At 68.0% G+C, this 24170-nt stretch carries 19 protein-coding genes and 4 tRNA genes; 15 read left to right on the top strand and 8 right to left on the bottom strand.

Annotation, left to right across the window (positions count from 1 at the left end):
• Positions 1-35 precede the first annotated feature (35 nt).
• The 3 genes from ACG04Q_RS07205 to ACG04Q_RS07195 all read left to right on the top strand — a co-directional run bounded on the left by ACG04Q_RS07205 (position 36) and on the right by ACG04Q_RS07195 (position 410).
• A tRNA-Ala gene (locus tag ACG04Q_RS07205) sits at positions 36-111 on the top strand.
• A gap of 48 nt (positions 112-159) precedes the next feature.
• Positions 160-235, top strand: a tRNA-Glu gene (locus ACG04Q_RS07200).
• 98 nt (positions 236-333) lie between these two features.
• A tRNA-Asp gene (locus ACG04Q_RS07195) sits at positions 334-410 on the top strand.
• A gap of 68 nt (positions 411-478) precedes the next feature.
• Here ACG04Q_RS07195 and ACG04Q_RS07190 read toward each other — a convergent pair.
• The 3 genes from ACG04Q_RS07190 to ACG04Q_RS07180 all read right to left on the bottom strand — a co-directional run bounded on the left by ACG04Q_RS07190 (position 479) and on the right by ACG04Q_RS07180 (position 1413).
• A complete protein-coding gene (locus tag ACG04Q_RS07190) occupies positions 479-739 on the bottom strand; it encodes a hypothetical protein (RefSeq protein ID WP_394510213.1) in 261 nt (86 codons plus the stop codon).
• A gap of 175 nt (positions 740-914) precedes the next feature.
• Positions 915-1005 (bottom strand) — tRNA-Ser (locus ACG04Q_RS07185).
• 54 nt (positions 1006-1059) lie between these two features.
• The gene (locus ACG04Q_RS07180) at positions 1060-1413 is read right to left on the bottom strand and encodes a hypothetical protein (protein WP_394510212.1); all 354 of its coding nucleotides are present in this window, start codon (positions 1411-1413) and stop codon (positions 1060-1062) included.
• 88 nt (positions 1414-1501) lie between these two features.
• Here ACG04Q_RS07180 and ACG04Q_RS07175 point away from each other — a divergent pair, with 88 nt between their 5' ends.
• Entirely contained in the window at positions 1502-2206 is a 705-nt protein-coding gene (locus tag ACG04Q_RS07175; protein WP_394510211.1) for a helix-turn-helix transcriptional regulator, read from the top strand.
• A gap of 281 nt (positions 2207-2487) precedes the next feature.
• Here ACG04Q_RS07175 and ACG04Q_RS07170 read toward each other — a convergent pair whose 3' ends face one another.
• The gene (locus ACG04Q_RS07170; RefSeq protein WP_394510210.1) at positions 2488-3405 is read right to left on the bottom strand and encodes an SPFH domain-containing protein; all 918 of its coding nucleotides are present in this window, start codon (positions 3403-3405) and stop codon (positions 2488-2490) included.
• 26 nt (positions 3406-3431) lie between these two features.
• Complete coding sequence (locus ACG04Q_RS07165; RefSeq protein ID WP_394510209.1) at positions 3432-3860, bottom strand: NfeD family protein; 429 nt, start codon at positions 3858-3860, stop codon at positions 3432-3434.
• A gap of 120 nt (positions 3861-3980) precedes the next feature.
• Here ACG04Q_RS07165 and ACG04Q_RS07160 point away from each other — a divergent pair, with 120 nt between their 5' ends.
• Positions 3981-6248 carry an Orn/Lys/Arg family decarboxylase gene (locus tag ACG04Q_RS07160; protein ID WP_394510208.1) on the top strand — a complete coding sequence of 756 codons (2268 nt, stop codon included), beginning with the start codon at positions 3981-3983 and terminating at the stop codon, positions 6246-6248.
• Positions 6249-6254: 6 nt separating this feature from the next.
• Here the strand turns inward: ACG04Q_RS07160 and ACG04Q_RS07155 are convergent, their stop codons facing one another.
• The gene (locus ACG04Q_RS07155; protein ID WP_394510207.1) at positions 6255-7586 is read right to left on the bottom strand and encodes a DUF1501 domain-containing protein; all 1332 of its coding nucleotides are present in this window, start codon (positions 7584-7586) and stop codon (positions 6255-6257) included.
• Between the two features lie 12 nt (positions 7587-7598).
• Positions 7599-9608 (bottom strand): DUF1800 domain-containing protein, encoded by a 2010-nt coding sequence (locus ACG04Q_RS07150; protein ID WP_394510206.1) that lies wholly within the window; start codon positions 9606-9608, stop codon positions 7599-7601.
• 283 nt (positions 9609-9891) lie between these two features.
• Here ACG04Q_RS07150 and ACG04Q_RS07145 point away from each other — a divergent pair, with 283 nt between their 5' ends.
• Positions 9892-10587, top strand: coding sequence for a PEP-CTERM sorting domain-containing protein (locus ACG04Q_RS07145; protein ID WP_394510205.1), 696 nt, complete (start codon positions 9892-9894; stop codon positions 10585-10587).
• Between the two features lie 18 nt (positions 10588-10605).
• Here the strand turns inward: ACG04Q_RS07145 and fabI are convergent, their stop codons facing one another.
• The gene (gene fabI / locus ACG04Q_RS07140) at positions 10606-11385 is read right to left on the bottom strand and encodes an enoyl-ACP reductase FabI (RefSeq protein ID WP_394510204.1); all 780 of its coding nucleotides are present in this window, start codon (positions 11383-11385) and stop codon (positions 10606-10608) included.
• A gap of 230 nt (positions 11386-11615) precedes the next feature.
• Between fabI and rimP the strand changes: the two genes are divergently transcribed.
• The 9 genes from rimP to ACG04Q_RS07095 all read left to right on the top strand — a co-directional run bounded on the left by rimP (position 11616) and on the right by ACG04Q_RS07095 (position 24136).
• Entirely contained in the window at positions 11616-12239 is a 624-nt protein-coding gene (gene rimP / locus ACG04Q_RS07135; protein ID WP_394510483.1) for a ribosome maturation factor RimP, read from the top strand.
• Entirely contained in the window at positions 12236-13714 is a 1479-nt protein-coding gene (gene nusA / locus ACG04Q_RS07130; protein WP_394510203.1) for a transcription termination factor NusA, read from the top strand. Before rimP ends, nusA begins: the two co-directional genes overlap by 4 nt.
• A gap of 50 nt (positions 13715-13764) precedes the next feature.
• Positions 13765-16788 carry a translation initiation factor IF-2 gene (gene infB, locus ACG04Q_RS07125; RefSeq protein WP_394510202.1) on the top strand — a complete coding sequence of 1008 codons (3024 nt, stop codon included), beginning with the start codon at positions 13765-13767 and terminating at the stop codon, positions 16786-16788.
• 64 nt (positions 16789-16852) lie between these two features.
• Entirely contained in the window at positions 16853-17233 is a 381-nt protein-coding gene (gene rbfA, locus ACG04Q_RS07120; RefSeq protein WP_394510201.1) for a 30S ribosome-binding factor RbfA, read from the top strand.
• Positions 17226-18185 carry a tRNA pseudouridine(55) synthase TruB gene (gene truB, locus ACG04Q_RS07115; protein WP_394510200.1) on the top strand — a complete coding sequence of 320 codons (960 nt, stop codon included), beginning with the start codon at positions 17226-17228 and terminating at the stop codon, positions 18183-18185. The genes rbfA and truB overlap by 8 nt, the downstream gene beginning before the upstream one ends.
• 24 nt (positions 18186-18209) lie before the next feature.
• Positions 18210-20033, top strand: coding sequence for a translational GTPase TypA (typA, locus tag ACG04Q_RS07110; protein ID WP_394510199.1), 1824 nt, complete (start codon positions 18210-18212; stop codon positions 20031-20033).
• Positions 20034-20166: 133 nt separating this feature from the next.
• On the top strand, positions 20167-21042 hold the full coding sequence (locus tag ACG04Q_RS07105; RefSeq protein WP_394510198.1) for a DMT family transporter: 876 nt from the start codon (positions 20167-20169) through the stop codon (positions 21040-21042).
• Positions 21039-22154, top strand: coding sequence for an enoyl-CoA hydratase/isomerase family protein (locus ACG04Q_RS07100; RefSeq protein ID WP_394510197.1), 1116 nt, complete (start codon positions 21039-21041; stop codon positions 22152-22154). The genes ACG04Q_RS07105 and ACG04Q_RS07100 overlap by 4 nt, the downstream gene beginning before the upstream one ends.
• Complete coding sequence (locus tag ACG04Q_RS07095; protein WP_394510196.1) at positions 22151-24136, top strand: acyltransferase family protein; 1986 nt, start codon at positions 22151-22153, stop codon at positions 24134-24136. Before ACG04Q_RS07100 ends, ACG04Q_RS07095 begins: the two co-directional genes overlap by 4 nt.
• Positions 24137-24170 lie beyond the last annotated feature (34 nt).

Genomic DNA, 24170 nt, shown 5'->3' with positions numbered 1-24170 from the left:
GTTTTTGATGTTGATTTTGAATCACGCTCCACCTAGGGGGTATAGCTCAGCTGGGAGAGCGCTTGCATGGCATGCAAGAGGTCAGCGGTTCGATCCCGCTTACCTCCACCAAATCAAACTTCGGTTTGAACGGCGCGTGATTTGAAATTGAAAGGTTCCGTCCCCTTCGTCTAGAGGCCTAGGACACCACCCTTTCACGGTGATTACAGGGGTTCGAATCCCCTAGGGGACGCCAAATTTTCGTTGCATGACGGAATTTGATTCCTGTCCAGAGACAGGCGAGTTTGATGAGCTTGGGTATTGCTTAAACGCGGTATCAAATTCATCCCACGCGGAGTGGTAGTTCAGTTGGTTAGAATACCGGCCTGTCACGCCGGGGGTCGCGGGTTCGAGCCCCGTCCACTCCGCCAAAAATGCAATGCGCCGAAATCCTTGCGGGTTTCGGCGCATTTTGTTTTTGGGTCTTACTCGGTTGGCATCAGGAAACGCCACGTGCCGGTGCGGGTGCATTGCCGGTGTCTTCGCCGCCTCCGCCGCTGGTGTTGCCCTGGGCTTGCGGGCTGGTGTTGGCGGGACGCTGTTCCGCCGGCGTCGTGCGCGTAGCCTCCGCGGGGGCAGCGCGCTTGCCGCCGACAACAAGCCGCGCCAGCTTGACCACTTCACTGGCCTCGGCAGGCAGGCCGCCTGCCAGCAGGCCCAGCGTGAGACTCAGACTTATCCATCCCTTGCTTGGTCGCATTTCCAACTCCGTCCTTGCGATTGCAAGGCGTGACGCGCAGTGTTCAGCAGGTGCGGCTGTCAAACCAGTGCAGCGCGACGAATTGCGCTTTCCCGTGGATGAACTGCAGCAGGGCGCCGGCGGTTGATCCGGTTCAGAAAGCAAAACGGGCCCCAAAGGGCCCGATCATGCTGCTTGGCGGAGAGGGCGGGATTCGAACCCGCGGTGGGCTATTAACCCACACACGCTTTCCAGGCGTGCGACTTAAACCGCTCATCCACCTCTCCTGCAAGCCTGCCATCATAACCCATTACGCGCGACCGCGGACAAATTTGGCGCGCTTAGATGGCAAGTCGCCAATCCAGGCGGTGGATGACATTGTTCAGATGCAGCATGCGGCGCGAGTCGGCCAGCGTGCGGCCTTCTCCGTCGATCAGCGCCACGTTGCACAGGATGTTCATCGGGTCGAACAGCGCGACGACGTCAGGCTGGATCTCCGTCCATTCCCACGCGATACGGATGGGTCGGCGCTCGGCTGTGGACCACAACTGCTGGCCGCACCGCAGCCCGTCACGGCTGCGCTCCACGCGCACGCGCCGCCGGAACGGGCGAAGCTCGTGGGCCGCCAAATCGAACTCGTTTACAGTCTTGACGACCCACTCGCAGGTCATCAGTTGCCACGCTGCCGTCTGCATCCGGGTCTCCCGTCATCTGCATGACTTGCAGTTTGCGTTTGTCCCCGGCGCCCTGCGCCTACCAACCCTAGTAGCGCCTGGTGCCCGGATGAGCCTGCAGCGATACGAACAAGTCAGTCAGGCGCCGGATCTCGCGGCGTTCCGGCAGGGGCTTGTCGACTTTGCGCACGACCAGGGCTTTGGCCTGGTCGTTGGCGTGCTGGCGGTCGAGCGGCTGGCCGCCGGTGGCAAGACGGACTACTTCTCGGTGGGCAACACGCCGGAGAAGTTTCTGCAGGCGTCACGAGACCCGGCATTTGCCCGGCGCGACCCGGTACACACGCAGCTGATGCGGCGCTGGACCCCGCTGGTCTACGACCAGGACTTCTACGTCAGGTCCGGGGCCGCCGACCTGTGGGACATGGTGGCGCCGTTCGGATATCGCACGGGCGTGGCCGTGGCGGTCAACATGCCGGGCCACAAGCGGCTGCTGCTGGGCATGGATCGAGAGGAGGCCCTGCCCAAGAACACGGTCCAGCTGAACCGCATCGTGGCCGACTTGCAATTGCTGGCCGTGCATGCGCAGGATGCCGCGGCGCGCCTCTTGCTGCCGCAGAACAGTGTGCAGCTGCCGGCGCGGCAGCTGCAGATCCTGCGGCTGACCCAGGAGGGCAAGAGCGCCTGGGTTGTCGGTCATCTGCTGGGCATCAGCGAGAACACGGTGAACTACCACCTCAAGCGGCTGTTTCAGCAGCTGGATGTATCGACCAAGGGCCAGGCGGTCGTGAGGGCGATGGAGCTGGGGCTGCTCTGACCCGCGGGCACCACTACCAGGGTTTGTAGTTCACCCCAACGGAGGCGTCCTCCACACTGCGCGCCATCTCAACCGCTGCACGGATGGCATCCATGGAAAACCTGTCGTTGTGGGACGTGATCGTCGAACTGCTGGGCTTCCCGTTCACCGGCGGCTGAACCGTCTGACCCCGGAGGTCACCCGAGAAGCGTCTCCTCCATCGCTTTCGTTCGGCGCCCCCCGAACGTCTTGCACCCGCGACTGCCCCTGACAGGGCCCTCGCGGGCTTTTTTTATCCGGCTTCAAGTCTTGCCTGCGGCCTTGACCAGCCCCATGGCGGTGCCGATCAGGCCGGCGACCTCGCTCATGTTGCCCGGCACGATCATGGTGTTGTTCTTCTGCGCGAGCTGGGCGAAGGCCTCCACGGCCTTTTCGGCAACCTTGAGCTGCACGGCCTGGTCGCCACCGGGCTGCTGGATGGCGGACGCGATCTTGCGGATGGCATCGGCCGTCGCATCGGCCACGGCCGTGATGGCGGCTGCCTCGCCCTGGGCCTGATTGATGTCGGCCTGCTTCTCGCCCTCGGAGCGGGCGATCGCGGCCTCGCGCTCGCCGGTGGCGATGTTGATCTGCTCCTGGCGTCGGCCCTCGGACGCGGCGATCAGCGCGCGCTTCTCGCGTTCGGCGGTAATCTGCGCCTGCATGGAGTGCAGGATGGCGGGCGGCGGCGTCAGATCCTTGATCTCGTAGCGCAGCACCTTGACGCCCCAGTTCAGCGCGGCCTCGTCCAGTGCCTGCACGACGGAGCTGTTGATGACGTCGCGCTCCTCGAAGGTGCGGTCCAGCTCCATGCGGCCGATGACGGAGCGCAGCGTCGTCTGCGCCAGCTGCGTGATGGCAACGACATAGTTGCTGGCGCCGTAGCTTGCGCGCATCGGGTCGGTCACCTGGAAGTAGAGGATGCCGTCGACAGTGAGCTGCGTGTTGTCCTTGGTGATGCAAACCTGGCTGGGCACGTCCAGCGGAATCTCCTTCAGCGAATGCTTGTAAGCCAGCCGGTCGACGAAGGGCACGAGGAAGTTCAGGCCCGGCGTCAGCGTCGCGTGGTACTTGCCCAGGCGCTCCACAACCCAGGCGTTCTGCTGGGGCACGACCTTGATGGCGCGGACGATGAAGATGGCGGCGATGACGAGGATGACGAAGGCGATCTGAAATCCCATGAATGCTCTCCGGATGATGGTTGGGTTCAGCGGTCCAGCAGCAGGCAGCTGCCTTCGATGGCGCGGATGATGTGACGGCCGCCCTGTGCCGGCGCGCTGCCGATGAAGCGCGCCTGCCACGCGGCGCCGCGGTAGTGCACCTGTGTCAGGCCTTCGCCGGACCAGCTGTCGACATGCACGCTCTGGCCGATGTCCAGGTTGACGTCCGGGTTGCTGGCGGCGGGCGCGGCCTTGGGTGCCTGGCTGCGATGCCGGTACCACGCCATGACGGCGGCGCCGCCCAGCAGGGCAGCGGCCAGCATCTGCCCGGCTGGCGCGAGGCCCAGGTGGGCCGCCAGCGCGCCTGCGGCAGCACCCACGGCCAGCATCAGCAGGTAGAAGCTGCCGCTGGCCAGCTCGGTCGCCACCAGCAGCCCCGCCACGATCCACCAGACGGTGGCCCAGTTCCAGTCCATGTCACCTCCCAAGGTCCACGTTGCCGGGGCAGTTTATAGACCGCACCGACACGGCCGGCACACACGGCGGCCCTACACTTCGCCGCTTCGTTTTTTGATGCCCGCCCGCTGGAGGCCGCCATGATCCGTTTCCATTTCCCCGTCGTCATCATTGACGAGGACTACCGCTCCGAGAACACCTCGGGCCTGGGCATTCGCGCGCTGGCGGAGGCCATCCAGAAAGAGGGCATGGAAGTGCTGGGCGTGACGAGCTACGGCGACCTGTCGCAGTTCGCCCAGCAGCAAAGCCGTGCGTCGGCGTTCATCCTGTCCATCGACGACGAGGAATTCACGCCCGGCCCGGACCTGGACCCGGCCGTGCTGAACCTGCGCAAGTTCATTGGCGAGATCCGCTTCCGCAACCCGGACATCCCGATCTACGTCTACGGCGAGACGCGCACCAGCCAGCACCTGCCCAACGACGTGCTGCGCGAACTGCACGGCTTCATCCACATGTTCGAGGACACGCCGGAGTTCGTGGCCCGCCACATCATCCGCGAGGCCAAGAGCTACCTCGACGGCCTGGCGCCGCCGTTCTTCAAGGCGCTGATGGACTACGCGGCCGACGGCTCGTATTCCTGGCACTGCCCCGGCCACTCCGGCGGTGTGGCGTTCCTGAAAAGCCCGGTGGGCCAGATGTTCCACCAGTTCTTTGGCGAGAACATGCTGCGTGCCGACGTCTGCAACGCCGTGGAGGAACTGGGCCAACTGCTGGACCACACCGGCCCGGTGGCCGCGTCCGAGAAGAACGCCGCGCGCATCTTCAACGCCGACCACTGCTTCTTCGTCACCAACGGCACGTCCACCTCCAACAAGATGGTGTGGCACCACACGGTGGCGCCGGGCGACGTCGTGGTCATCGACCGCAACTGCCACAAGAGCAATCTGCACGCCATCATCATGTGCGGCGCCATTCCCGTCTTCATGACGCCGACGCGCAACCACTACGGCATCATCGGCCCCATCCCCGAGAGCGAGTTCAGCCCCGAGGCCATCCGCGCCAAGATCGCCGCGAACCCGCTGCTGGCCCATGTGGACCCGGACACGGTGAAGCCGTCCATCGTGACGCTGACGCAGAGCACCTACGACGGCGTGCTCTACAACACCGAGACCATCAAGAAGAAGCTCGACGGCTACATCCCGACGCTGCACTTCGACGAGGCCTGGCTGCCGCACGCCGCCTTCCACGACTTCTACGGCCAGTTCCACGCGATGGGCAAGAACCGCCCGCGCCCCAAGGAGGCCATGGTCTACGCGACGCAGTCCACGCACAAGCTGCTGGCCGGCATCTCGCAGGCCTCGCAGGTGCTGGTGCAGGACTCGCAGTCGGTGAAGCTGGACAAGCACCTCTTCAACGAGGCCTACCTGATGCACACCAGCACCAGCCCGCAGTACTCGATCATTGCGAGCTGTGACGTGGCCGCCGCGATGATGGAGCCGCCCGGCGGCACCGCGCTGGTGGAAGAGAGCATCAAGGAGTCGCTGGACTTCCGCCGCGCGATGCGCAAGGTCGAGGGCGACTACGGCGATGACTGGTGGTTCAAGGTCTGGGGGCCGGATTACCTGCGCTCGGAAGAGGGCAGCGAGCCCGTGTCGGCCGACTGGATGCTGCATGCCGACGAGGACTGGCACGGCTTCGGCGGGCTGGCCGAAGGCTTCAACATGCTGGACCCGATCAAGTCCACCATCATCACGCCCGGGCTGGACATGGAGGGCCGCTTCGCCGCCACGGGCATCCCGGCCTCCGTCGTCACGAAATTCCTCGTGGAGCACGGCGTCGTCGTCGAGAAGACGGGCCTCTACTCGTTCTTCATCATGTTCACCATCGGCATCACCAAGGGCCGCTGGAACACGCTGCTGACGGCGCTGCAGCAGTTCAAGGACGACTACGACAAGAACGCGCCGCTGTGGCGCATCCTGCCGGAGTTCTGCGCGAAGTTCCCGAAGTACGAGCGCATGGGCCTGCGTGATCTCTGCCAGAGCATCCACCAAGCCTATGCCGAAGGCGACATCGCGCGGCTGACGACGGACATGTACCTGTCCAACCTGCAGCCGGCCATGACGCCCACCGACGCCTACGCGCACATCGCGCAGCGCAAGACCGAGCGGGTCGGCATCGACGAGCTGGAAGGCCGCATCACGACCTCGCTGCTGACGCCTTACCCGCCCGGCATCCCGCTGCTGATCCCGGGCGAGCGCTTCAACAAGAAGATCGTCGACTACCTGAAGTTCACGCGCAGCTTCAACGCCAAGTTCCCGGGTTTCGCGACCGACGTGCACGGCCTCGTGCACGAGATCGACGAAGAGACCGGCCGCGGCTTCTACTACGTGGACTGCGTCAAGGCCTGAGCCTCGTCAGGCCATGAAGCCCAGGTCCTGCGGCGCGAACGCGCTCAGGGCCGGGAAGGCCGCAGCCAGCCCGGCAGCGTCGACGCCGAACCAGCGTGCGAGCGTCGCGCCGAACTGCTCCAGCGATGTGCTCGGGATGAGCGCGCCGCGGCTGCCCGCGTCGTCAACACCGCCCAAGGCGGGGTAGGGGAAGTGGCCGTAGACCTGGCCGCCCCTCACGGCGCCGCCAAGGATGAGGTGATGGTTGCCCCAGCCGTGGTCGGTGCCTGAACCGCTGGGCTGCAGCGAGCGGCCGAATTCGCTCTGCGTGAAGCTGGTGACCAGCGGTGCCACGCCCAGCTCCACGGTCGCGTTGTAGAAAGCGGCCATCGCGTCGCCCAGCTGGCGCAGCAGGTCCCACTGCTGCCAGCTCTGGCCGCTGTGCGTGTCGAAGCCCCCGAGCTGCACGAAGAACACCTGGCGTCGCACGCCGACGCTGCCACGCAGCGCGATGGCGCGGGCCACCTGCTGCAGTTGGAGGCCGAGGTCGGTGCCGGGGAAGACCGTGCCGACCGTGCCCGCGCCGCTGCTGCGCAGCAGCGCGCCCAGGCTTAGCGCATCGCGCCGCACCTGGTTGGCGGCCTGGATCAGCCGCACGCCGCCGTCCAGTGCCAGGATCTCGTTCAGCGCCTGGACGCGCGCCGCTGTGGCGGGGGCGGGCCAGGTGCTCATGCCGCTGACGTCCAGGTTGAAGCCCGGCACCAGGCTGGCGCTGGGCACCTGCGCGCCGCTGGTGAACAACGCGCCGCCAGCCATCGACACGGCGGCCGGGAAGCGCGACGCGCCGTTGCGCGCGACGACGGCGTCGGCCGCGCGGCCACCCCAGCCGGTGCCGCCGCCGCTGCCGTTGCCGGCCTGCGTCTGCTGCAGCTGGTCCGAGTGCGAGAACAGGTTGGCCGGCAGCGTGGCCGTGCCGTTCATGATCTGCGCGCGCGTCGTCGGCGCCAGCAGCGGGCCGACGTTGGCGATGGCCCCGAGCCGGCGCTGCGCCCACAGCGGGTGGATGGCCTGCAGCCCCGAGTTCAGCGCGTAGGCCACGCCGTCGGTCGTCGTGATGGGCAGCAGGCCGGCGGACTGGTCCGGCAGCGCCAGGCCGCCGCGGATCTGCCGGTAAGCCGCATATGCGGCTGCCCCCTGCGGCACGAGCACGTTGTGCCCGTCGCAGCCGCCCGCCAGAAAGATGCAAACGAGGGCGCGATAGTCCTCGGTTGCCTGTGCCTGCAGGGGCAGGGCGGGGGTGGCGGTGAGGGCGCAGGCCGCGTGCCGCAGAGCGCGGCGGGTGGTGTTGCGGGTGGTCATGGCGCGTCCCCGTCAGTGTTGGATGGCGTGCTGGCCGGACAGCAGCGTCAGGTACAGCGCCGTCTGCACGCGCTGTGTCGCGTCGGGCTGGGCGTTGATGGCGTTGGCCAGGCTCTGGCGCAGCGCGGGCGGCATGCGGCCCCACAGGAAGGCCTGGTCCACCGCGTTGATCAGTGCGGTCGTGTCGTGGGCGACCGCCGTGAAGGGCTGCAGGTTCACGCGCATGTTGCTGCCCGGCTGCGTGAGCAGCGCCCACAGGAAATTGCCGCGCAGCGTCGCCTCGGTCGGCGTGTAGATCTGGAACTCGGGTGCGTTCAGCATGGTCTGCGGCAGGCGGAAGAGCTGGGCGTAGTGACCGAAGACGGACGGTGGCGTCAGTGGCGTCTGGCCGGTGCGGCCGATTTCCCAGCCGAGCTGGTTGCCAGCCTGGAAGCCCCCGTTGAGCGCGCGCAGCGTGGCGGCGATGTGCTGGACGGGGTCGCGCAACCGGCCGTCGTTCGTGCCGGCGCTGTCGTTGCAGGCCTCCGTGTCCAGCAGGATGGCGCGCACAACAGCACGCAAGTCGCCCCGCTGGCCGCTGCCGTTGTTCGTGAACACCGCCGAGATGCGCTGCACATAGGCTGGGCTGGGGTTGCTCTTCACGAGCTGGCGGATCAATCGCAGTGACACGAACGGCGGCGTGTTGGGATGCTGGAACAGGCAGTCCAGCGTGGTCTTCAGGTCGGCCTCCACGCCCTGGCTGGCGGCCAGCGAGCAGCCGAGGAAGCTCTTGGCGCGCGGGTCGTGGTTGACGTCGCGCAGCACCAGCGGGCCGCCGAAGTTCTCCCAGTTGTTGTTGCCGCTGCCGGCATAGGTCCAGCCGGTCAGCGCGAGCGCCACCTGCTGGACAGCGGCCTGGTCATACGTCGGCACGGGGCGGCCGGCCAGGTCCAGCTGCGGGCTGCCGTCGGCATTCAGCCTGACGAGGCCGATGGTGAACAGCTGCATCAGCTCGCGGGCGAAGTTCTCGTTGGCCGCCGAGCCGCCCAACGGCCGGTTGCTGTTGGCCAGGTCCAGGTACTTGTCCATCTGCGGGCTGCGCGCCACCTCGTCCAGCAGCGTGCGGTAGTTGCCGAAGGCGTGCCTGCTGAGCGTGCGAAGGTGCGGCACCAGTTCGTCGGGGTAGATGTTCTTGTTGGCGGAGATGACCAGCACCTGCGCCAACGCGTAGGCCACGCGCTGGCGCAGCTGGTCGGGTGCGTCGGTCAGCCGGTTCAGCATCTGCGCCGAGGCCGTGCTCATGCTGCGGTCGGTGGGCACGGCGATGGGCGTCTCGGCCATCGCGAACTGTTCGTTCAGCCAGGCGTTGCTGCCCAGGCTCTGCAGGCGGGCGACAGCCTGGGCGTTCGGGCCGAACGTGGCCTGCTCCAGCAGCCGGGCCGCCGCGAGGTTGGCCGTGCCCTGGCCCGGGCCGGGGGCAGGCGAGGGGGCGGGCGCCGGAGTCGGTGCGGGCGGCGGTGCGGGTGAGGGGGCTGGGCTGGGTACAGGGGCGCCGGCCGATACGCCGAGATTGACGACATCCGAGCCGATGGCGCCCAGCCCCGTTGCCCACACCTGCACCGGCTGGCTCTTGCCGACCCACGTCGCCGGCGCCACCGCCGACGCCTGCAGTTGCGAGGCCGACAGCCGCGTGACGCTGGCCTGCAGGTCACCGATCTTCACGGCCACGTTCGTCGGGAACGACGCGCCGTTGAGCCTTACCGTGAACGCGCCCGCGGGCACGCTCGCCGGGCTCAGACTCCATAGCCGGGGCTGTACCTGAGTCACCGTCAGCATGACGCTGCCGGCCTTGGCCGGGTAGGCCGTGCTCGTCGCCTTCACGACGACGGTGTTGGCGGCCGGCACCACCGTTGGCGCCGTGTAGCGACCCGTCGCGTCTACCGTGCCCAGCGCGGTGTTGCCGCCGGCGATGTTGTTGACGCTCCAACTGACGGTGTTCGGCGACAGCGGCACGTACGCCGTCAGCTGTCGGCTACTGCCCACCGGCAGGCTGCCGCTGCTGTAGACGGTGATGCTCTGGGCCGCGAGCGGGCCGGCGCCCAGGCCGCCCAGCAGGGCCTGTTACGAACGCGAAGATGCGCATGCCTAAAACTAGGGTGTCGGTCGAAATGACAGTGGCGCAGTCATTTCTGATGGCGCTCGCCCAAATGCCATCGGTCATTCCCGAAAACCGATGATGGATCAATTGCTTGCGCGACCTAGGGGGCCGGGCTGGCATGCGCCATGCGGACAGGGGTGCTCGTCCACCACCACCAGGGAGATTCCCATGAGATCGACTTACAAAGCACTCGCCGCCGCGACGGCCCTGCTCCTGGCCTCGGCGGCCCCGGCCGTGCCGGTGTCGCTGACCAAGTTGACAGGCCTGACAGGCGGCACGGCGGCCGGCACCGCGGTCTACAAGGCCGACCTGTCCAGCATCGGTCTGTCGACCATCCTGTCTATTGGCATCCGTGACAACAGCAGCGGGCTGGGCGGCGCGGCCGGCCAGTTCTCGGGCTTTGACCTGGACGCCATCAAGCTGTCCACGACCGACTGTCTGGACGCCGCCTGCGCGGCGACGGCGGTGGGCGAGCCCGTCTTCAGTTTCACGACCGGCACGCTGTTTGCGCCGGGAGCCCAGCGCGCGCCGGCCGATCCCAAGCTGTTCGGCACCGACGCTTCCGGCGCTGCGCTCGATGACGTGGTCGCCACGCTGGGCCTGTTCGATGCCGAGTCGTCGACTGTCACGCCCGCCGGCTTCCTCAGCCTGGGCGACAACGGCACGATCGACTTCAACCTGACGGCCGCCACGTCAACGGCCGGCCTGTTCCTGTACATCGGCGAGGTGGGCGATAACGGCGAGGTCGCGGCCGGCTCCATCGTTGTGCGTGACACGCCAACCGGGCTGCCGGAGCCCGGCGGGCTGGCGCTGCTGGGGTTTGCGGCGGCGGGTTTTGCGACCTGGCGGCGCCGGCGCGGCTGAGCGAGCCGCCTCGGCCGCTTACTCGGCAGCCATGGCGGTGTGGCTGAAGCCGCCGTCCACGTACGTGATCTCGGCGCTGATGCCGGCGGCGAGGTCGGACAGCAGGAAGGCGGCGGTGTTGCCGACATCCTCGATGGTCACGTTGCGGCGGATCGGTGCTTGTGCGGCGAACTGGCCCAGCAGCTTGCCGAAGTCCTTGATGCCGGACGCTGCCAGCGTCTTGATCGGGCCGGCCGAGATGCCGTTGACGCGCACGCCCCTGGGGCCCAGCGCCTGCGCGAGGTAGCGCACGCTGGCCTCCAGGCTGGCCTTGGCCAGGCCCATGGTGTTGTAGTTGGGCACCACGCGCATCGCGCCGAGGTAGCTCAGCGTCAGCAGTGCCGCGCCTTCGCGCAGGCGCGGCGCGGCCAGCTTGGCCATGGCCGGAAAGCTGTAGGCCGAGATGTCGTGGGCGATGCGGAAGTTCTCGCGCGTCATGCCTTCCAGGAAATCGCCGGCAATCGCCTCGCGCGGGGCGAAACCGATGGAATGCACGAAGCCGTCGAATTGCGGCCACACCTCGCCCAGTTGGTCAAACAGGGCCTGCATCTGCTCGTCGCTGGTGACGTCGCAGTCGTAGATCAGCTTGGAATCGAACTCGGCGGCGAACTCGCTGATGCGATCCTTGAAACGCTCGCCCTGGTAGCTGAAGGCCAGTTCGGCACCTTCGCGGTGGCAGGCACGGGCAATGCCGTAGGCGATGGAACGGTTGGACAGGACGCCCGTGATCAGCAGCCGCTTGCCGGCGAGAAAGCCCATTCTTGTCTCCAGTGAGGTCTCAAACAGCCTCAGATTCTGGCACGTGATGGGGTGGGCGGCTTGTCGGCACGGGACTTGCACAGTACAATCCCGCCTTCACTAGAAATCAAAACCCCCTCGGACGATATCCCCCGAGGCCGGATCTGGTGAAAGAGGTGGGCGGATTCATCCAGCCCATTTTTTTTGCTTTTCGTTTTTTCTTCGCTTCGGATCAGGGCTTCATTTCACGCATGAGTTGGCAAACCGCTGTAGAGACAACCGTCGCCGGCCTCGGCTACGAACTCGTGGACTGCGAACGCAGTGCCGGTGGCTTGCTGCGCGTGACGATCGACAAGCTGGCGGCGCAAGCCGAGGCCGGTGAGCTGATCACGGTGGATGACTGCGAAAAGGTGACGCGCCAGCTGCAGTATGTGCTGGAGGTCGAGGCGTTTGATTACAGCCGGCTTGAGGTGTCCTCGCCGGGGCTGGATCGGCCGCTGCGCAATGTCGGGCATTACGTGCGCTTCGCCGGCCAGGAAATCGACATCACGCTGAAGCAGCCATTCCAGGGGCGCAAGAAGTACCGTGGCGTCGTCAGTGCGCAGCCCGGCGAGGAGAACGACCAGGCCTGGCGCCTGGTTTTTGAGGCCGACGGCGCCGAGCACGCGCTCGACTTCACGCTCGACGAGGTGCGCGAGGCGCGCCTGGTGCCGTTGTTCAGTTTCAAGGGGCGCGGCGGCGAGCCGGCGCCCGATCGGAAGCCCGGCCAGCGGGGCGTCATCAAGCCGAAGAAAGTACCGGCGAAAAAACAAGCGGGCGAGCCCACCGAGGCGGCGCCCGGCCAAGACAAGGTTGACGGAGGTCTCAAGCAATGAACCGCGAAATGTTGATGCTGGTGGATGCGATCTCGCGCGAGAAGAGCGTGGAGCGCGATGTCGTGTTCGGTGCGGTGGAAGCCGCGCTGGCCTCGGCCACCAAGAAGATTTACGGCGGTGAAGCCGATATCCGCGTGAGCGTGGATCGCGATTCGGGCGAGTACGAGACCTTCCGCCGCTGGCACGTCGTGCCCAACGAGGCCGGTCTGCAGAACCCCGACGCTGAAATCCTGCTGTTCGAGGCGCAGGAGCAGATTGCCGACATCGAGGTGGACGACCACATCGAGGAGCCGGTCGAGTCCGTGCCGATCGGCCGCATCGGCGCCCAGGCCGCCAAGCAGGTCATCCTGCAGAAGATCCGCGACGCCGAGCGTGAGCAGCTGCTGAACGACTTCATGTCGCGCGGCGAGAAGATCTTCGTTGGCACCGTCAAGCGCCTGGACAAGGGCGACATCATTGTCGAATCGGGCCGCGTCGAAGGGCGCCTCAAGCGCAGCGAGATGATCTCGAAAGAGAACCTGCGCACCGGCGACCGCGTGCGTGCCGTCATCCTCGGCGTGGACCCGACCCAGCGCGGCCCGCAGATCATGCTGTCGCGCTCGTCCCCCGAGTTCATGAAGGAACTCTTCGCGCAGGAAGTGCCGGAAATCGAGCAAGGCCTGCTGGAGATCAAGAGCTGCGCCCGCGACAGCGGCAGCCGCGCCAAGATCGCCGTCATCAGCCATGACCGCCGTGTCGACCCCATCGGCACCTGCGTCGGCGTGCGCGGCTCGCGCGTCAACGGCGTGACGACCGAGCTGGCCGGCGAGCGCGTGGACATCGTGCTGTGGAGCGAGGACCCGGCCCAGTTCGTCATCGGCGCGCTGGCCCCGGCCAATGTGCAGTCCATCGTCGTGGATGAAGAGCGTCACGCCATGGACGTGGTGGTCGACGAGGAGAACCTCGCGATCGCCATCGGCCGCGGCGGCCAGAACGTGCGCCTGGCGTCCGAGCTGACCGGCTGGCGCATCAACATCATGTCGGCCGAGGAATCGGCCGCCAAGCAGGAACTGGAAAGCGAATCGGTGCGCAAGCTCTTCGTCGAGAAGCTCGACGTGGACGCCGAGGTGGCCGACATCCTGATCGCCGAAGGCTTCACGAGCCTGGAAGAAGTCGCCTACGTGCCCATGCAGGAAATGCTGGAGATCGAGGCCTTCGACGAAGACACCGTCACCGAACTGCGCACCCGTGCCAAGGACGCGCTGCTGACGATGGAAATCGCCAAGGAAGAGAAGGTCGAGGAGGTCTCGCAGGACCTGCGTGACCTCGAAGGCGTCACGCCCGAGCTGCTGGCCAAGCTGGCAGCCGGCGACATCAACACCCGCGACGACCTGGCCGACCTGGCCGTGGACGAACTGGTCGAACTGTCCGGCCTGGACGAGGCGGCCGCTCGCGCGCTGATCATGAAGGCCCGTGAACACTGGTTCAACGACTGATTGATCAACCCAAGCCGCGCCGCACCGAAAGCAATTTGAAGGATCCCCACATGGCCGTGACTACCGTCGCCCAATTCGCCGCCGAGCTGAGCAAGCCGGCGGGCACGCTGCTGGAGCAGCTGCAAGCCGCGGGCGTCAAGAAGTCTTCCGTCGACGACTCGCTGAGCGAGTCCGACAAGGAACGCCTGCTCGACCACCTGCGTACCGCCCACGGCACCGCCGGCGGCGAGCGCAAGAAGATCACCCTCGTCAAGAAGTCCACCACCGAGATCAAGCAGGCCGATGCCTCCGGCAAGGCCCGCACGATCCAGGTCCAGGTCAAGAAGACGCGCACCTTCGTCAAGCGTGACGAATCCGGCGAAGAGGCCGCTGGCCCCGATGACGCCGAGCTGCGCCGTCGCGAGGAAGAGGCCCAGGCCCAGGCCGAGGCCCTGCGCCAGCAGGAGGAGGAGCTTGCCGCCAAGGTGAAGGCTCGCGAGGAAGCCGAACGCGCCGCGCGCGAGGCCGCCGAGCGCCGCCGTGCCGAGGAGCAGGCCGCCGCCGAAGCTGCCGCGAAGGCGGCTGCCGAGGCTGCCGAAGCGGCTGCCGCTGCCGCTGCTGCCGAGGCTGCAGCGGCCAAGGCTGCCGGCAAGACCGGCGAGCAGGCCGCCGAGGCGCGCCAGCGCAGCGCCGCGGCCGCGGCCGCCGAGGCTGCCGCCATCAACAAGGCCGCCGCCGCCAAGCGCGCACCCAAGGCCGCGCCGGCGCCCGAGGTCGTGGCCCCGCCGCCGCCCGCGCCCGAAGTGGTGGCCCCGCCGCCGCCGGCTCCTGCGCCCGCGCCCGAGGCTGCCAAGCCGGCGCTGCGCGTCGTCAAGGCTGTCGATGCCGCTGCCGAAGAGAAGCAGAAGCAGGACGACCTGGCTCGCCGCCGCAAGGCCGCCGAGGAGGAGGCCGCCAAGATCCGCGCGATGATGAACGCACCCAAGAAGGTGCTCGTCGCGAAGAAGCCCGAGGAGCCCAAGCCCGCGGAAGGCGCCGGCATCAAGGGCACCATCCACAAGAAGGCGGGCGCTCCGGCGCCGGCCGCGGCCACGGCCGGTGCTGGCACCGGCAAGCCGGGCGACAAGAAGTCGGTCAAGTCCGAGAAGCTGTCGTCCAGCTGGGCCGACGACGCCGCCAAGAAGCGCGGCCTCAAGACCATCGGTGCCGGCCCTGCCGGCGCCGGCCGCCCGGGTGGCGGTGGCAACTGGCGCGCTCCGGCGCGCGGTGGCCGCGGTGGTCGCGGTGGCCGTGACGACGGGGGCTCCAGCTTCACGCCGCCGGTCGAGCAACAGACCATCGAGGTCCACGTGCCCGAGACCATCTCGGTCGCCGACCTGGCACACAAGATGTCGGTCAAGGCCGCCGAGGTCATCAAGCAGCTGATGAAGCTGGGCCAGATGGTGACCATCAACCAGCAGCTGGACCAGGAAACGGCCATGATCCTCGTCGAGGAAATGGGCCACAAGGCGTTCGCCGCCAAGCTGGACGATCCGGACGCCTTCCTCGAAGAAGAGGGCAGCGCCGCCGAGCAGCAGCACGAGTCGCTGCCGCGCGCACCGGTCGTCACCGTCATGGGCCACGTCGACCACGGCAAGACCTCGCTGCTGGACTACATCCGTCGCTCGCGCGTGGCGGCTGGCGAAGCCGGCGGCATCACGCAGCACATCGGCGCGTACCACGTGGAAACGCCGCGCGGCGTGATCACCTTCCTGGACACCCCGGGTCACGCGGCCTTCACGGCCATGCGCGCTCGCGGCGCCAAGGCGACGGACATCGTCATCCTGGTCTGCGCGGCCGACGACGGCGTCATGCCGCAGACCAAGGAAGCCATCCACCACGCGAAGGCTGCCGGTGTGCCCATCGTGGTCGCCATGACCAAGATCGACAAGCCCGATGCCAACGCCGAGCGCGTCAAGAGCGAGCTGGTGGCCGAGGAAGTCGTGCCGGAAGAGTTCGGCGGTGATTCGCCGTTCATCGGCGTGTCGTCCAAGACCGGCCAGGGCATCGACGAGCTGCTGGAGCAGGTGCTGCTGCAGGCCGAAGTGCTGGAGCTGAAGGCGCCGGTGGAGTCCATGGCCAAGGGCCTGGTCATCGAAGCCAAGCTGGACAAGGGCCGCGGCCCGGTCGCGACGGTGCTGGTGCAGAGCGGTACGCTCAAGCGCGGCGACGTCGTGCTGGCCGGCTCCACGTATGGCCGCGTGCGCGCCATGCTGGACGAGGACGGCAAGGCCTCCACCGAGGCCGGCCCGTCCATCCCGGTGGAAATCCAGGGCCTGACCGAGGTGCCACAGGCCGGCGACGAGTTCATGGTGCTGTCCGACGAGCGCCGTGCCCGCGAGGTCGCGACGTTCCGCCAGGGCAAGTACCGTGACGTCAAGCTGGCCAAGCAGCAGGCCGCCAAGCTGGAGAACATGTTCAGCGAGATGGGGGCTGGCGACGTGCAGACGCTGCCGCTCATCGTCAAGGCCGACGTGCAGGGCTCGCAGGAAGCGCTGGCCGCTTCGTTGCTCAAGCTCAGCAACGCCGAGGTCAAGGTGCAGATCGTCCACGCGGCGGTCGGCGGCATCAGCGAAAGCGACATCAACCTGGCCATCGCGTCCAAGGCGGTCATCATCGGCTTCAACGTGCGGGCCGATGCCGGCGCGCGCAAGCTGGCTGAGGGCAACGCGGTCGACCTGCGCTACTACAGCATCATCTACGACGCCGTGGACGATGTGACCAAGGCGATGTCCGGCATGCTGGCGCCCGAGCAGCGCGAGGAAGCGCTGGGCACGGCCGAGATCCGCGTCGTGTTCGTGGCTTCCAAGATCGGCACCGTGGCCGGCTCCATGGTCACCAGCGGCCTGGTGCGCCGTGGCGCGAAGTTCCGCCTGCTGCGCGACAACACCGTCGTCTACACGGGCGAGGTCGAGTCGGTGCGCCGCGAGAAGGACGACGTCCGCGAGGTCAAGGAAGGCTTCGAGTGCGGTATCAAGCTCAAGAACTACAGCGACATCAAGGAAGGTGATCAGCTCGAATTCTTCGAGATCAAGGAAGTGGCCCGCACGCTCTGAACTCCAGCACTGAGGGTGAACCCCGCCCCTCGGGGCGGGGTTCGTTCTTTCAGGAGACCGCACCATGAGACACAAACGCGCCATCCCCAACCGAGCTTTCCGCGTCGCCGACCAGATCCAGCGCGATCTGGCCGAGCTCATCCGCGACCTGAAGGACCCGCGCATCGGCATGGCGACGATCAGCGCGGTCGAGGTCACACCCGACTACGCCCACGCCAAGGTGTTCTTTTCGGTGCTGATCGGCGATCCGAAGGAAACGCAGGAGGCGTTGAACGAAGCCGCCGGTTTCCTGCGCAACGGCCTGTTCAAGCGTCTGCAGATCCACACGGTGCCGACGCTGCACTTCCAGTTCGATCGCACCACCGAGCGCGCGGCGGAGATGAGCGCGCTGATCAGCAAGGCGAACTCGACGCGCGCCGTCGAGGACGAGGAGCCCAATGACTGAGGCCGACGTCTCGCAGGCCCGCCCGCCCCGCGTGCGCGTACGGCGCCGCGCGCTGCATGGCGTGTTGTTGCTCGACAAGCCGCTGGGCCTGTCGAGCAACGACGCGCTGCAGAAGGCCAAATGGCTGCTGCGCGCCGAGAAGGCCGGCCACACCGGTACGCTGGACCCGCTGGCCACCGGCCTGCTGCCGCTGTGCTTCGGCGCGGCCACCAAGTTCAGCCAGCTGAGCCTGGACGCTGACAAGCGCTACCTCGCGACGCTGGCCCTGGGTGTCCGCACCACGACGGGCGACGCGGAAGGCGAGGTGCTGGAGCGGCTGGAGGCCGACCACATCACGCGCGAACAGGTGCAGGCCGTGAGCCGTGCCTTCATCGGCGAGATCGATCAGATGCCGCCGATGTACTCGGCGCTCAAGCACGAGGGCAAGGCGCTGTACGAGTACGCCCGCGCCGGCGTCGAGATCGAGCGCAAGAGCCGCCGCGTGACGATTCACAGCATCGACATCGTCGCCATGCACCCTGGCACCGTGACCCTCGACGTCCGTTGCACCAAAGGCACCTACATCCGCACGCTGGCCGAAGACATCGGCGCGGCGCTCGGCGTGGGGGCTTCGCTGGCCGCGCTGCGCCGCACCGGGTCCGGCGGGCTGACGCTGGACGGCGCCGTCACGTTGGCGCAGATCGAGGCGCTGCCGGACGACCAGCGCACCGCGCTGCTGACCTCGCCCGACCGCCTGCTGCTGGACGCGCCCGAACTGCGCCTGGACATGCCCGAGGCCGTGCGCTTCCTGTCCGGCCTGCGCCGCCGTGTCGACGCGCCCGACGCCGAGCGCGTGCGCGTCTACGGCCCCGAGCCGCGCGCCTTCCTCGGCAGCGCCCACATCACTTCTGGCGAACTGATCGCCGACCGCCTGTTGACTCCGCCGGAAGTCCAGGCCTTGATCTCCGCCTGATCCGGTTTTTTTCGAAGCATCACCATGACCACCCCGATCCGCAACATCGCCATCATTGCCCACGTCGACCATGGCAAGACCACCATGGTGGACCAGCTCCTGCGCCAGAGCGGCACCTTCGCCGACCACGAGAAGGTCGTCGACACCGTCATGGACAGCAACGCCATCGAGCGCGAGCGCGGCATCACCATCCTGGCCAAGAACTGCGCGGTCAGCTGGGGCGGCACGCACATCAACATCGTCGACACCCCCGGACACGCGGACTTCGGCGGCGAGGTGGAGCGCGCGCTGTCCATGGTGGACGGCGTGGTGCTGCTGATCGATGCCCAGGAAGGCCCGATGCCGCAGACGCGCTTCGTCACGAAGAAGGCGCTGGCCCTGGGCCTCAAGCCCATCGTCGTGGTGAACAAGGTGGACAAGCCGGGCGCCAAGTGCGACGCCGTCATCAACGCCGCCTTCGACCTGTTCGCCAACCTGGGCGCCACCGACGAGCAGCTGGACTTCCCGGTCGTCTACGCCTCGGGCATCAACGGCTGGACGTCGCTGACCGAAGGCGCGCCCGGCGAGAAGTGGGGCCCCGACATGTCGGCCCTGTTCGAGACCATCCTGAAGCACGTGCCGCCGCAGTCGGGTGATGCGAGCGCGCCGCTGCAACTGCAGATCTCGGCGCTGGACTTCTCCACCTTCGTGGGCCGCATCGGCGTGGGCCGCATCAGCCAGGGCACCATCAAGCCCGGCATGCAGGTCACCGTCATGGAAGGTCCCGGCGGCAAGGCCGTCAACGGCCGCATCAACCAGGTGCTGACCTTCCACGGCCTGGACCGCGTGCAGGTCACGGAAGCCGGCCCGGGCAACATCGTGCTGATCAACGGCATCGAGGAGATCGGCATCGGCGTGACCGTGACCGATCCGGCCAACCCCACGCCGCTGCCCATGCTGAAGGTGGACGAGCCGACGCTGACGATGAATTTCTGCGTCAACACCAGCCCGCTGGCCGGCCGTGAAGGCAAGTACGTCACCAGCCGCCAGATCTGGGACCGCCTGCAGAAGGAACTGCAGCACAACGTGGCACTGCGCGTGTCCGAGACCGACGAAGACGGCGTCTTCGAAGTCTGCGGCCGTGGCGAACTGCACCTGACCATCCTGCTGGAGAACATGCGCCGCGAGGGCTACGAGCTGGCCGTGTCCAAGCCGCGCGTGATGTTCAAGGACATCGACGGCGTCAAGAGCGAGCCGATGGAGCTGGTGACGGCCGACGTCGAAGAAACCCACCAGGGCGGCGTCATGCAGGCGCTGGGCCTGCGCAAGGGCGAGATGCTCAATATGGAGCCGGACGGCAATGGCCGCGTGCGCCTGGAGTACCGCATCCCCGCGCGGGGCCTGATCGGCTTTGCCAACGAGTTCATGAACCTGACCCGCGGCTCGGGCCTGATCTCGTCCATCTTCGACGGCTACGAAGCCCACAAGGGCGACATCGGCGGCCGCAAGAACGGCGTGCTGATCTCCATGGACGACGGCGAGATCTTCACCTACGCGCTGGGCAAGCTGGACGACCGCGGCCGCATGTTCGTGAAGCCCAACGACCCGGTCTACGAAGGCATGATCGTTGGCATCCACAACCGCGACAACGACCTGGTCGTCAACGCGACGCGCACCAAGCAGCTGACGAACTTCCGCGTGTCCGGCAAGGAAGACGCCATCAAGGTCACGCCGCCGATCGACCTGACGCTGGAGTACGGTGTGGACTTCATCGACGACGACGAGCTGGTCGAGATCACGCCCAAGTCGGTTCGCCTGCGCAAGCGCCACTTGTCGGAGAACGAGCGGAAGCGGGCAGCCCGCGCCTAAGGCGCAGACCATCCACTCCCGCCCACGCTCCGCGCGTACCGCGGTTGACTGTTGGGCTCCCCCCAGCCGCTCTCCGGGAGGGGGGCTCCAGCCAGAGATTTGCCCGCGCCCCTCTCAAGGGGCGCTCTTCTTGATGAGTCACCGTAGCGCTGTGTTGCTGATGCTGCTGGTCACGCTGATGTGGAGTTCGGCGGGCGTGGTCACGCGGCATCTGGAGGCGGCGAGAGGTTTCGAGATCACGTTCTGGCGCAGCACGTTCAACGCGCTGGCGCTGGTCGCGATCCTGGGCGTCATGCGGGGCAGGGCGCTGCTGCCCAGCCTGGTGGGCCGTACCGTGTGGGTCTCGGGGCTGTGCTGGGCCGTCATGTTCACGGCCTTCATGGTGGCGCTGTCGCTGACCACCGTGGCCAACGTCTTGGTGACGATGTCGCTGGGGCCGTTGCTCACAGCGCTGTTTGCCCGCGTCTTCCTGCGCCAGCACATTCCGGCGCGTACCTGGGCCGCCATCGTCGTGGCCGGGGCGGGCATCGGCTGGATGTTCGGGCAGCAGGCCAGCTCAGGCGGTGGCCTCGGCGGCGTCGCGGTGGCGCTGGCCGTGCCGCTGGCGGCCGCCGCCAACTGGTGCCTGCTGCAGAAGGTGGGCCAGCGCGGCGGTGGCACCGACATGCTGCCCGCCGTCCTCATCGGCGCCCTCATCTCCATGGCGGTGACGCTGCCGCTGGCCTGGCCGTTGCAGGCCGGCGCCCATGACCTGGGCCTGCTCGCCTTCCTCGGCGTCTTCCAGCTTGCCGTCCCCTGCCTGCTGGCCGTGCGCCTGGCGCGCGAACTGCCCGGCCACGAGATTGCGCTGCTGGGCCTGGCCGAGACGCTGCTGGGTGTGCTGTGGGCCTGGGTCTTTGCGGGCGAACACCCAGGCAGCGCCGCACTGATCGGCGGTAGCCTCGTGCTCGCCGCCCTGATTGCCAATGAGGCGCTGGCGCCTTCACAACCCGTCCCGAAGAACGCATGAATGACCTGATCCCGCCCCTGCTGTCCGATGGCCAGATCCTGGCCGAGGTCAATGGCTGCCTGGGCCTCATCACGCTGAATCGTCCGCAGGCGCTGAACGCGCTGTCGCTGGCCATGATCCGCGACATGACGGCACTGCTGAACCACTGGGCCGCTCGGCCCGAGATCCAGGCCGTGGCCGTGCTGGGTGCCGGCCGCGATGGCAAGCCGCCGGCCTTCTGTGCCGGTGGCGACATCCGCTTCTTCCACCAGGCCGCGCTGGCGGGCGATGCAGCGCTGGGCGACTTCTTCACCGAGGAATACCGCCTCAATCACCTCATCCACAACTTCCCCAAGCCCTATGTCGCGCTGATGGACGGCATCGTCATGGGCGGCGGCATGGGCATCAGCCAGGGCTCGCGGCTGCGGGTGCTGTCCGAGCGCTCGCGGCTGGCCATGCCCGAGACCGGCATCGGCCTGTTCCCTGACGTGGGCGGCGGCTGGTTCCTGGCACAGTGCCCGGGCCACGTCGGCGAATGGCTGGCGCTGACCGGCGAGGGCGTCGCCGTGGGCGATGCATTGGAGTGGGGATTGGGCGACGTGTTCGTGCGCGCCGAGCACTGGCCGGCGCTCATCGAGGACCTGCGCCGTGGCGAGCAGCCCAGCGCCGAGCACGTGGTGGCCACGGTCATGCAGCGCGTCGACCTGGCGCCGCCGTCCGAGCCCAGGGCCGAGGTGCAGCACATTGACCGCCACTTCGGTCAGCCGACGCTGGCGGCCATCCTGGCCTCGCTGGCCCAGGCCGACGACGCCTGGGCGCGGGCCACGCGCGAGACGCTGCTCAAGCGCTCGCCGCTGATGATGGCCGTCACGCTGGAGCTGGTGCGCCGCGGGCGGGACCTCAGCCTGGCCGACGATCTGCGCCTGGAGCGCGACCTCGTGCACCATGCCTTCCACCTGCGCGGCGCGCAGCGCAGCGAGACGGTGGAGGGGATCCGCGCGCTGGCCGTCGACAAAGACCACGCGCCGCGCTGGAACCCGCCGGGCGTCGACGGCGTCGATGCCGCGGAGGTCACCGCGTTCTTCGCCAGCCCCTGGTCGCCGCAAGAGCATCCGCTGCGTGACCTGACATGAAGCCCGGCCTGAACCCGGGCATCCAGGGCCTGCGCGGGATCGCCATCCTGCTGGTGCTGCTGAACCACGCCGGGATTGCAGGCTTTGCGGGTGGCTATGTCGGCGTCGACATCTTCTTCGTCATCTCCGGCTACCTGATCGGCGGCCTGCTGTGGCGCGAGGGCCAGCGCGCCGGGCGCATCGCGATCTGGGAGTTCTACGCCCGCCGCATCCGGCGCCTGTTCCCGGCCAACGCGGTGCTGCTGCTGGCCAGCGCGGGCGCTGCACTGCTGCTGCTGGCGCCCGAGGAATGGGCAGAAGTGTTCTCGGCGATGCGGGCCGCGCTGCTGTACGTCATCAATCTCTGGTTCACCGGCCGCGCGACGGACTACTTCGCCGCTCACGGTGCCGCCAGCCCGTTCCTGCACCTGTGGTCGCTGGCCGTGGAGGAGCAGTTCTACCTGGTCTGGCCCTGGCTGGTGGTGCTGTGCCTGAAGGGCCCCGCCGAGCGTTTCACGCGGCGCCTGCGGTGGGTCACGCTGGCGGTGGCGGTCATGTCGCTGGCCGCCTGTGTCGTGGCTACGCGCTGGAGCCAGCCGCTGGCTTTCTTCAACATGCCGTTCCGCATGTGGGAGTTCGCCGCAGGCATCGCGCTGGCCATCACGCCCTTGAGGGTCGGTCCGTCGGCGCGTGCGCTGCTGGGCTGGCTGTCGGCCGGCGCGCTGGTGGCCGTGACACTGCTGATGGACGAGCACCGGCCGTTCCCCGGCCTGTGGGCGCTGCTGCCGGTGCTGTGCGCGCTGGGGCTGCTGGTCACGGCGACGCAGGAGGCCGACGGGGTGCTGGCGCGCGCACTGGCCTGGCGCCCGCTGGTCACGCTGGGCAACTGCTCCTACTCGGTGTACCTCTGGCACTGGCCGTTGCTGATCTTCTCGGCCGTGCTGTGGCCGCAGCCCGATGCCGCAGGCAAGGCGCTGCTGGTGCTGGCCAGCTTCGCGGTCGGCTGGGCGTCGTGGCGGTGGATCGAGGAACCATGCCGTGTGGGCTGGCTGCCCGCCTGGCGCCCGGCGCGCTTTGTCGGCCTGACGCTGGGGCTGACGGCGGCCCTGGCGCTGGCGGCGGGGCTGCCGCGCCACTGGAGCGGCGACGAGGCCCAGCGCGACATTGCGCGCCAGCGCAGCGAGCGGCCGGCCTCCGTCGCGGCGGGCTGCCATGCCCGCTTCGAGGCCGTGGACCTGCCCGACTGCGTCTTCGGCGCCCAGGACGCCGCGCGCACCGTGGTGCTGTGGGGCGATTCGCACGCGGTGAACTGGTTCCCGGCGCTGGACCGCCTGGCCCGCGAGCGCGGCTGGCGGCTGCTGGCGCTCACCAAGTCGGGCTGCCCCAGCCTGGACATGCCGGTCTGGAGCGACGTGCTGCGCCGCGAGTACACGGAATGCGCGCAATGGCGCGAGGCCATGCTGCACCGCATCGGGCAGGCCCGGCCCGATCTGGTCGTGCTGGCCAATCTGTCGACCGGCGTGGGCGGCGCCGATGCCTGGGAGCAGGGCCTGAGCCGCATGCTGACCCGGCTGGCGGCGCAGCGCCTGGAGGTTGCCGTCATGCGCGACACACCGCGCGTGCCGGTCGACGTGCCGACCTGTGCGGCACGCGCGCAATGGCGCGGCCGGGACATCAACGCCGCCTGCCAGTTCCCGGCGGCAGACCGCCGCCCCTGGCGGGACGACGTCGCCGGCTTCGAGGCGGCTGCGCTGGCCCGGCACCCGCGGGTGTTGCGCATCGACATGTCGGCTGCGTTCTGCAGCGGCGAGGTGTGCCCGGTGGCCGATGGCGGCCGCCTGCGTTTCTACGACGACAACCACCTCGCACCGGCCTTCGCCGCCGGCCTCAGCGAGGCGCTGGCCGACCGACTGCTGGCAGCGGCCACCGCCGCCGGCAACACCGCCGTTGCCAGCCTGCTGCAGCCGCGCCCGGCGGCGGCCGACACGGCCCCGCCTCGATAATCCCGCCGTGACTTCTCCCGCTTTCTCGCCCTGG

Origin of the sequence: Pelomonas lactea (assembly GCF_043555885.1) — a bacterium.
Classification (GTDB): domain Bacteria; phylum Pseudomonadota; class Gammaproteobacteria; order Burkholderiales; family Burkholderiaceae_C; genus Pelomonas; species Pelomonas lactea.
Note: the sequence above shows the minus strand (reverse complement) of the source record. Positions and strands in the feature narration are given on the sequence as shown.

Excerpts from the sequence above, each read along its gene's own strand:
- ACG04Q_RS07190 (WP_394510213.1), bottom strand. The coding sequence starts at position 739 with ATGCGACCAAGCAAGGGATGGATAAGTCTGAGTCTCACGCTGGGCCTG.
- ACG04Q_RS07180 (WP_394510212.1), bottom strand. The coding sequence starts at position 1,413 with ATGCAGACGGCAGCGTGGCAACTGATGACCTGCGAGTGGGTCGTCAAG.
- ACG04Q_RS07175 (WP_394510211.1), top strand. The coding sequence starts at position 1,502 with ATGAGCCTGCAGCGATACGAACAAGTCAGTCAGGCGCCGGATCTCGCG.
- ACG04Q_RS07170 (WP_394510210.1), bottom strand. The coding sequence starts at position 3,405 with ATGGGATTTCAGATCGCCTTCGTCATCCTCGTCATCGCCGCCATCTTC.
- ACG04Q_RS07165 (WP_394510209.1), bottom strand. The coding sequence starts at position 3,860 with ATGGACTGGAACTGGGCCACCGTCTGGTGGATCGTGGCGGGGCTGCTG.
- ACG04Q_RS07160 (WP_394510208.1), top strand. The coding sequence starts at position 3,981 with ATGATCCGTTTCCATTTCCCCGTCGTCATCATTGACGAGGACTACCGC.
- ACG04Q_RS07155 (WP_394510207.1), bottom strand. The coding sequence starts at position 7,586 with ATGACCACCCGCAACACCACCCGCCGCGCTCTGCGGCACGCGGCCTGC.
- ACG04Q_RS07145 (WP_394510205.1), top strand. The coding sequence starts at position 9,892 with ATGAGATCGACTTACAAAGCACTCGCCGCCGCGACGGCCCTGCTCCTG.
- fabI (WP_394510204.1), bottom strand. The coding sequence starts at position 11,385 with ATGGGCTTTCTCGCCGGCAAGCGGCTGCTGATCACGGGCGTCCTGTCC.
- rimP (WP_394510483.1), top strand. The coding sequence starts at position 11,616 with ATGAGTTGGCAAACCGCTGTAGAGACAACCGTCGCCGGCCTCGGCTAC.
- nusA (WP_394510203.1), top strand. The coding sequence starts at position 12,236 with ATGAACCGCGAAATGTTGATGCTGGTGGATGCGATCTCGCGCGAGAAG.
- infB (WP_394510202.1), top strand. The coding sequence starts at position 13,765 with ATGGCCGTGACTACCGTCGCCCAATTCGCCGCCGAGCTGAGCAAGCCG.
- rbfA (WP_394510201.1), top strand. The coding sequence starts at position 16,853 with ATGAGACACAAACGCGCCATCCCCAACCGAGCTTTCCGCGTCGCCGAC.
- truB (WP_394510200.1), top strand. The coding sequence starts at position 17,226 with ATGACTGAGGCCGACGTCTCGCAGGCCCGCCCGCCCCGCGTGCGCGTA.
- typA (WP_394510199.1), top strand. The coding sequence starts at position 18,210 with ATGACCACCCCGATCCGCAACATCGCCATCATTGCCCACGTCGACCAT.
- ACG04Q_RS07105 (WP_394510198.1), top strand. The coding sequence starts at position 20,167 with ATGAGTCACCGTAGCGCTGTGTTGCTGATGCTGCTGGTCACGCTGATG.
- ACG04Q_RS07100 (WP_394510197.1), top strand. The coding sequence starts at position 21,039 with ATGAATGACCTGATCCCGCCCCTGCTGTCCGATGGCCAGATCCTGGCC.
- ACG04Q_RS07095 (WP_394510196.1), top strand. The coding sequence starts at position 22,151 with ATGAAGCCCGGCCTGAACCCGGGCATCCAGGGCCTGCGCGGGATCGCC.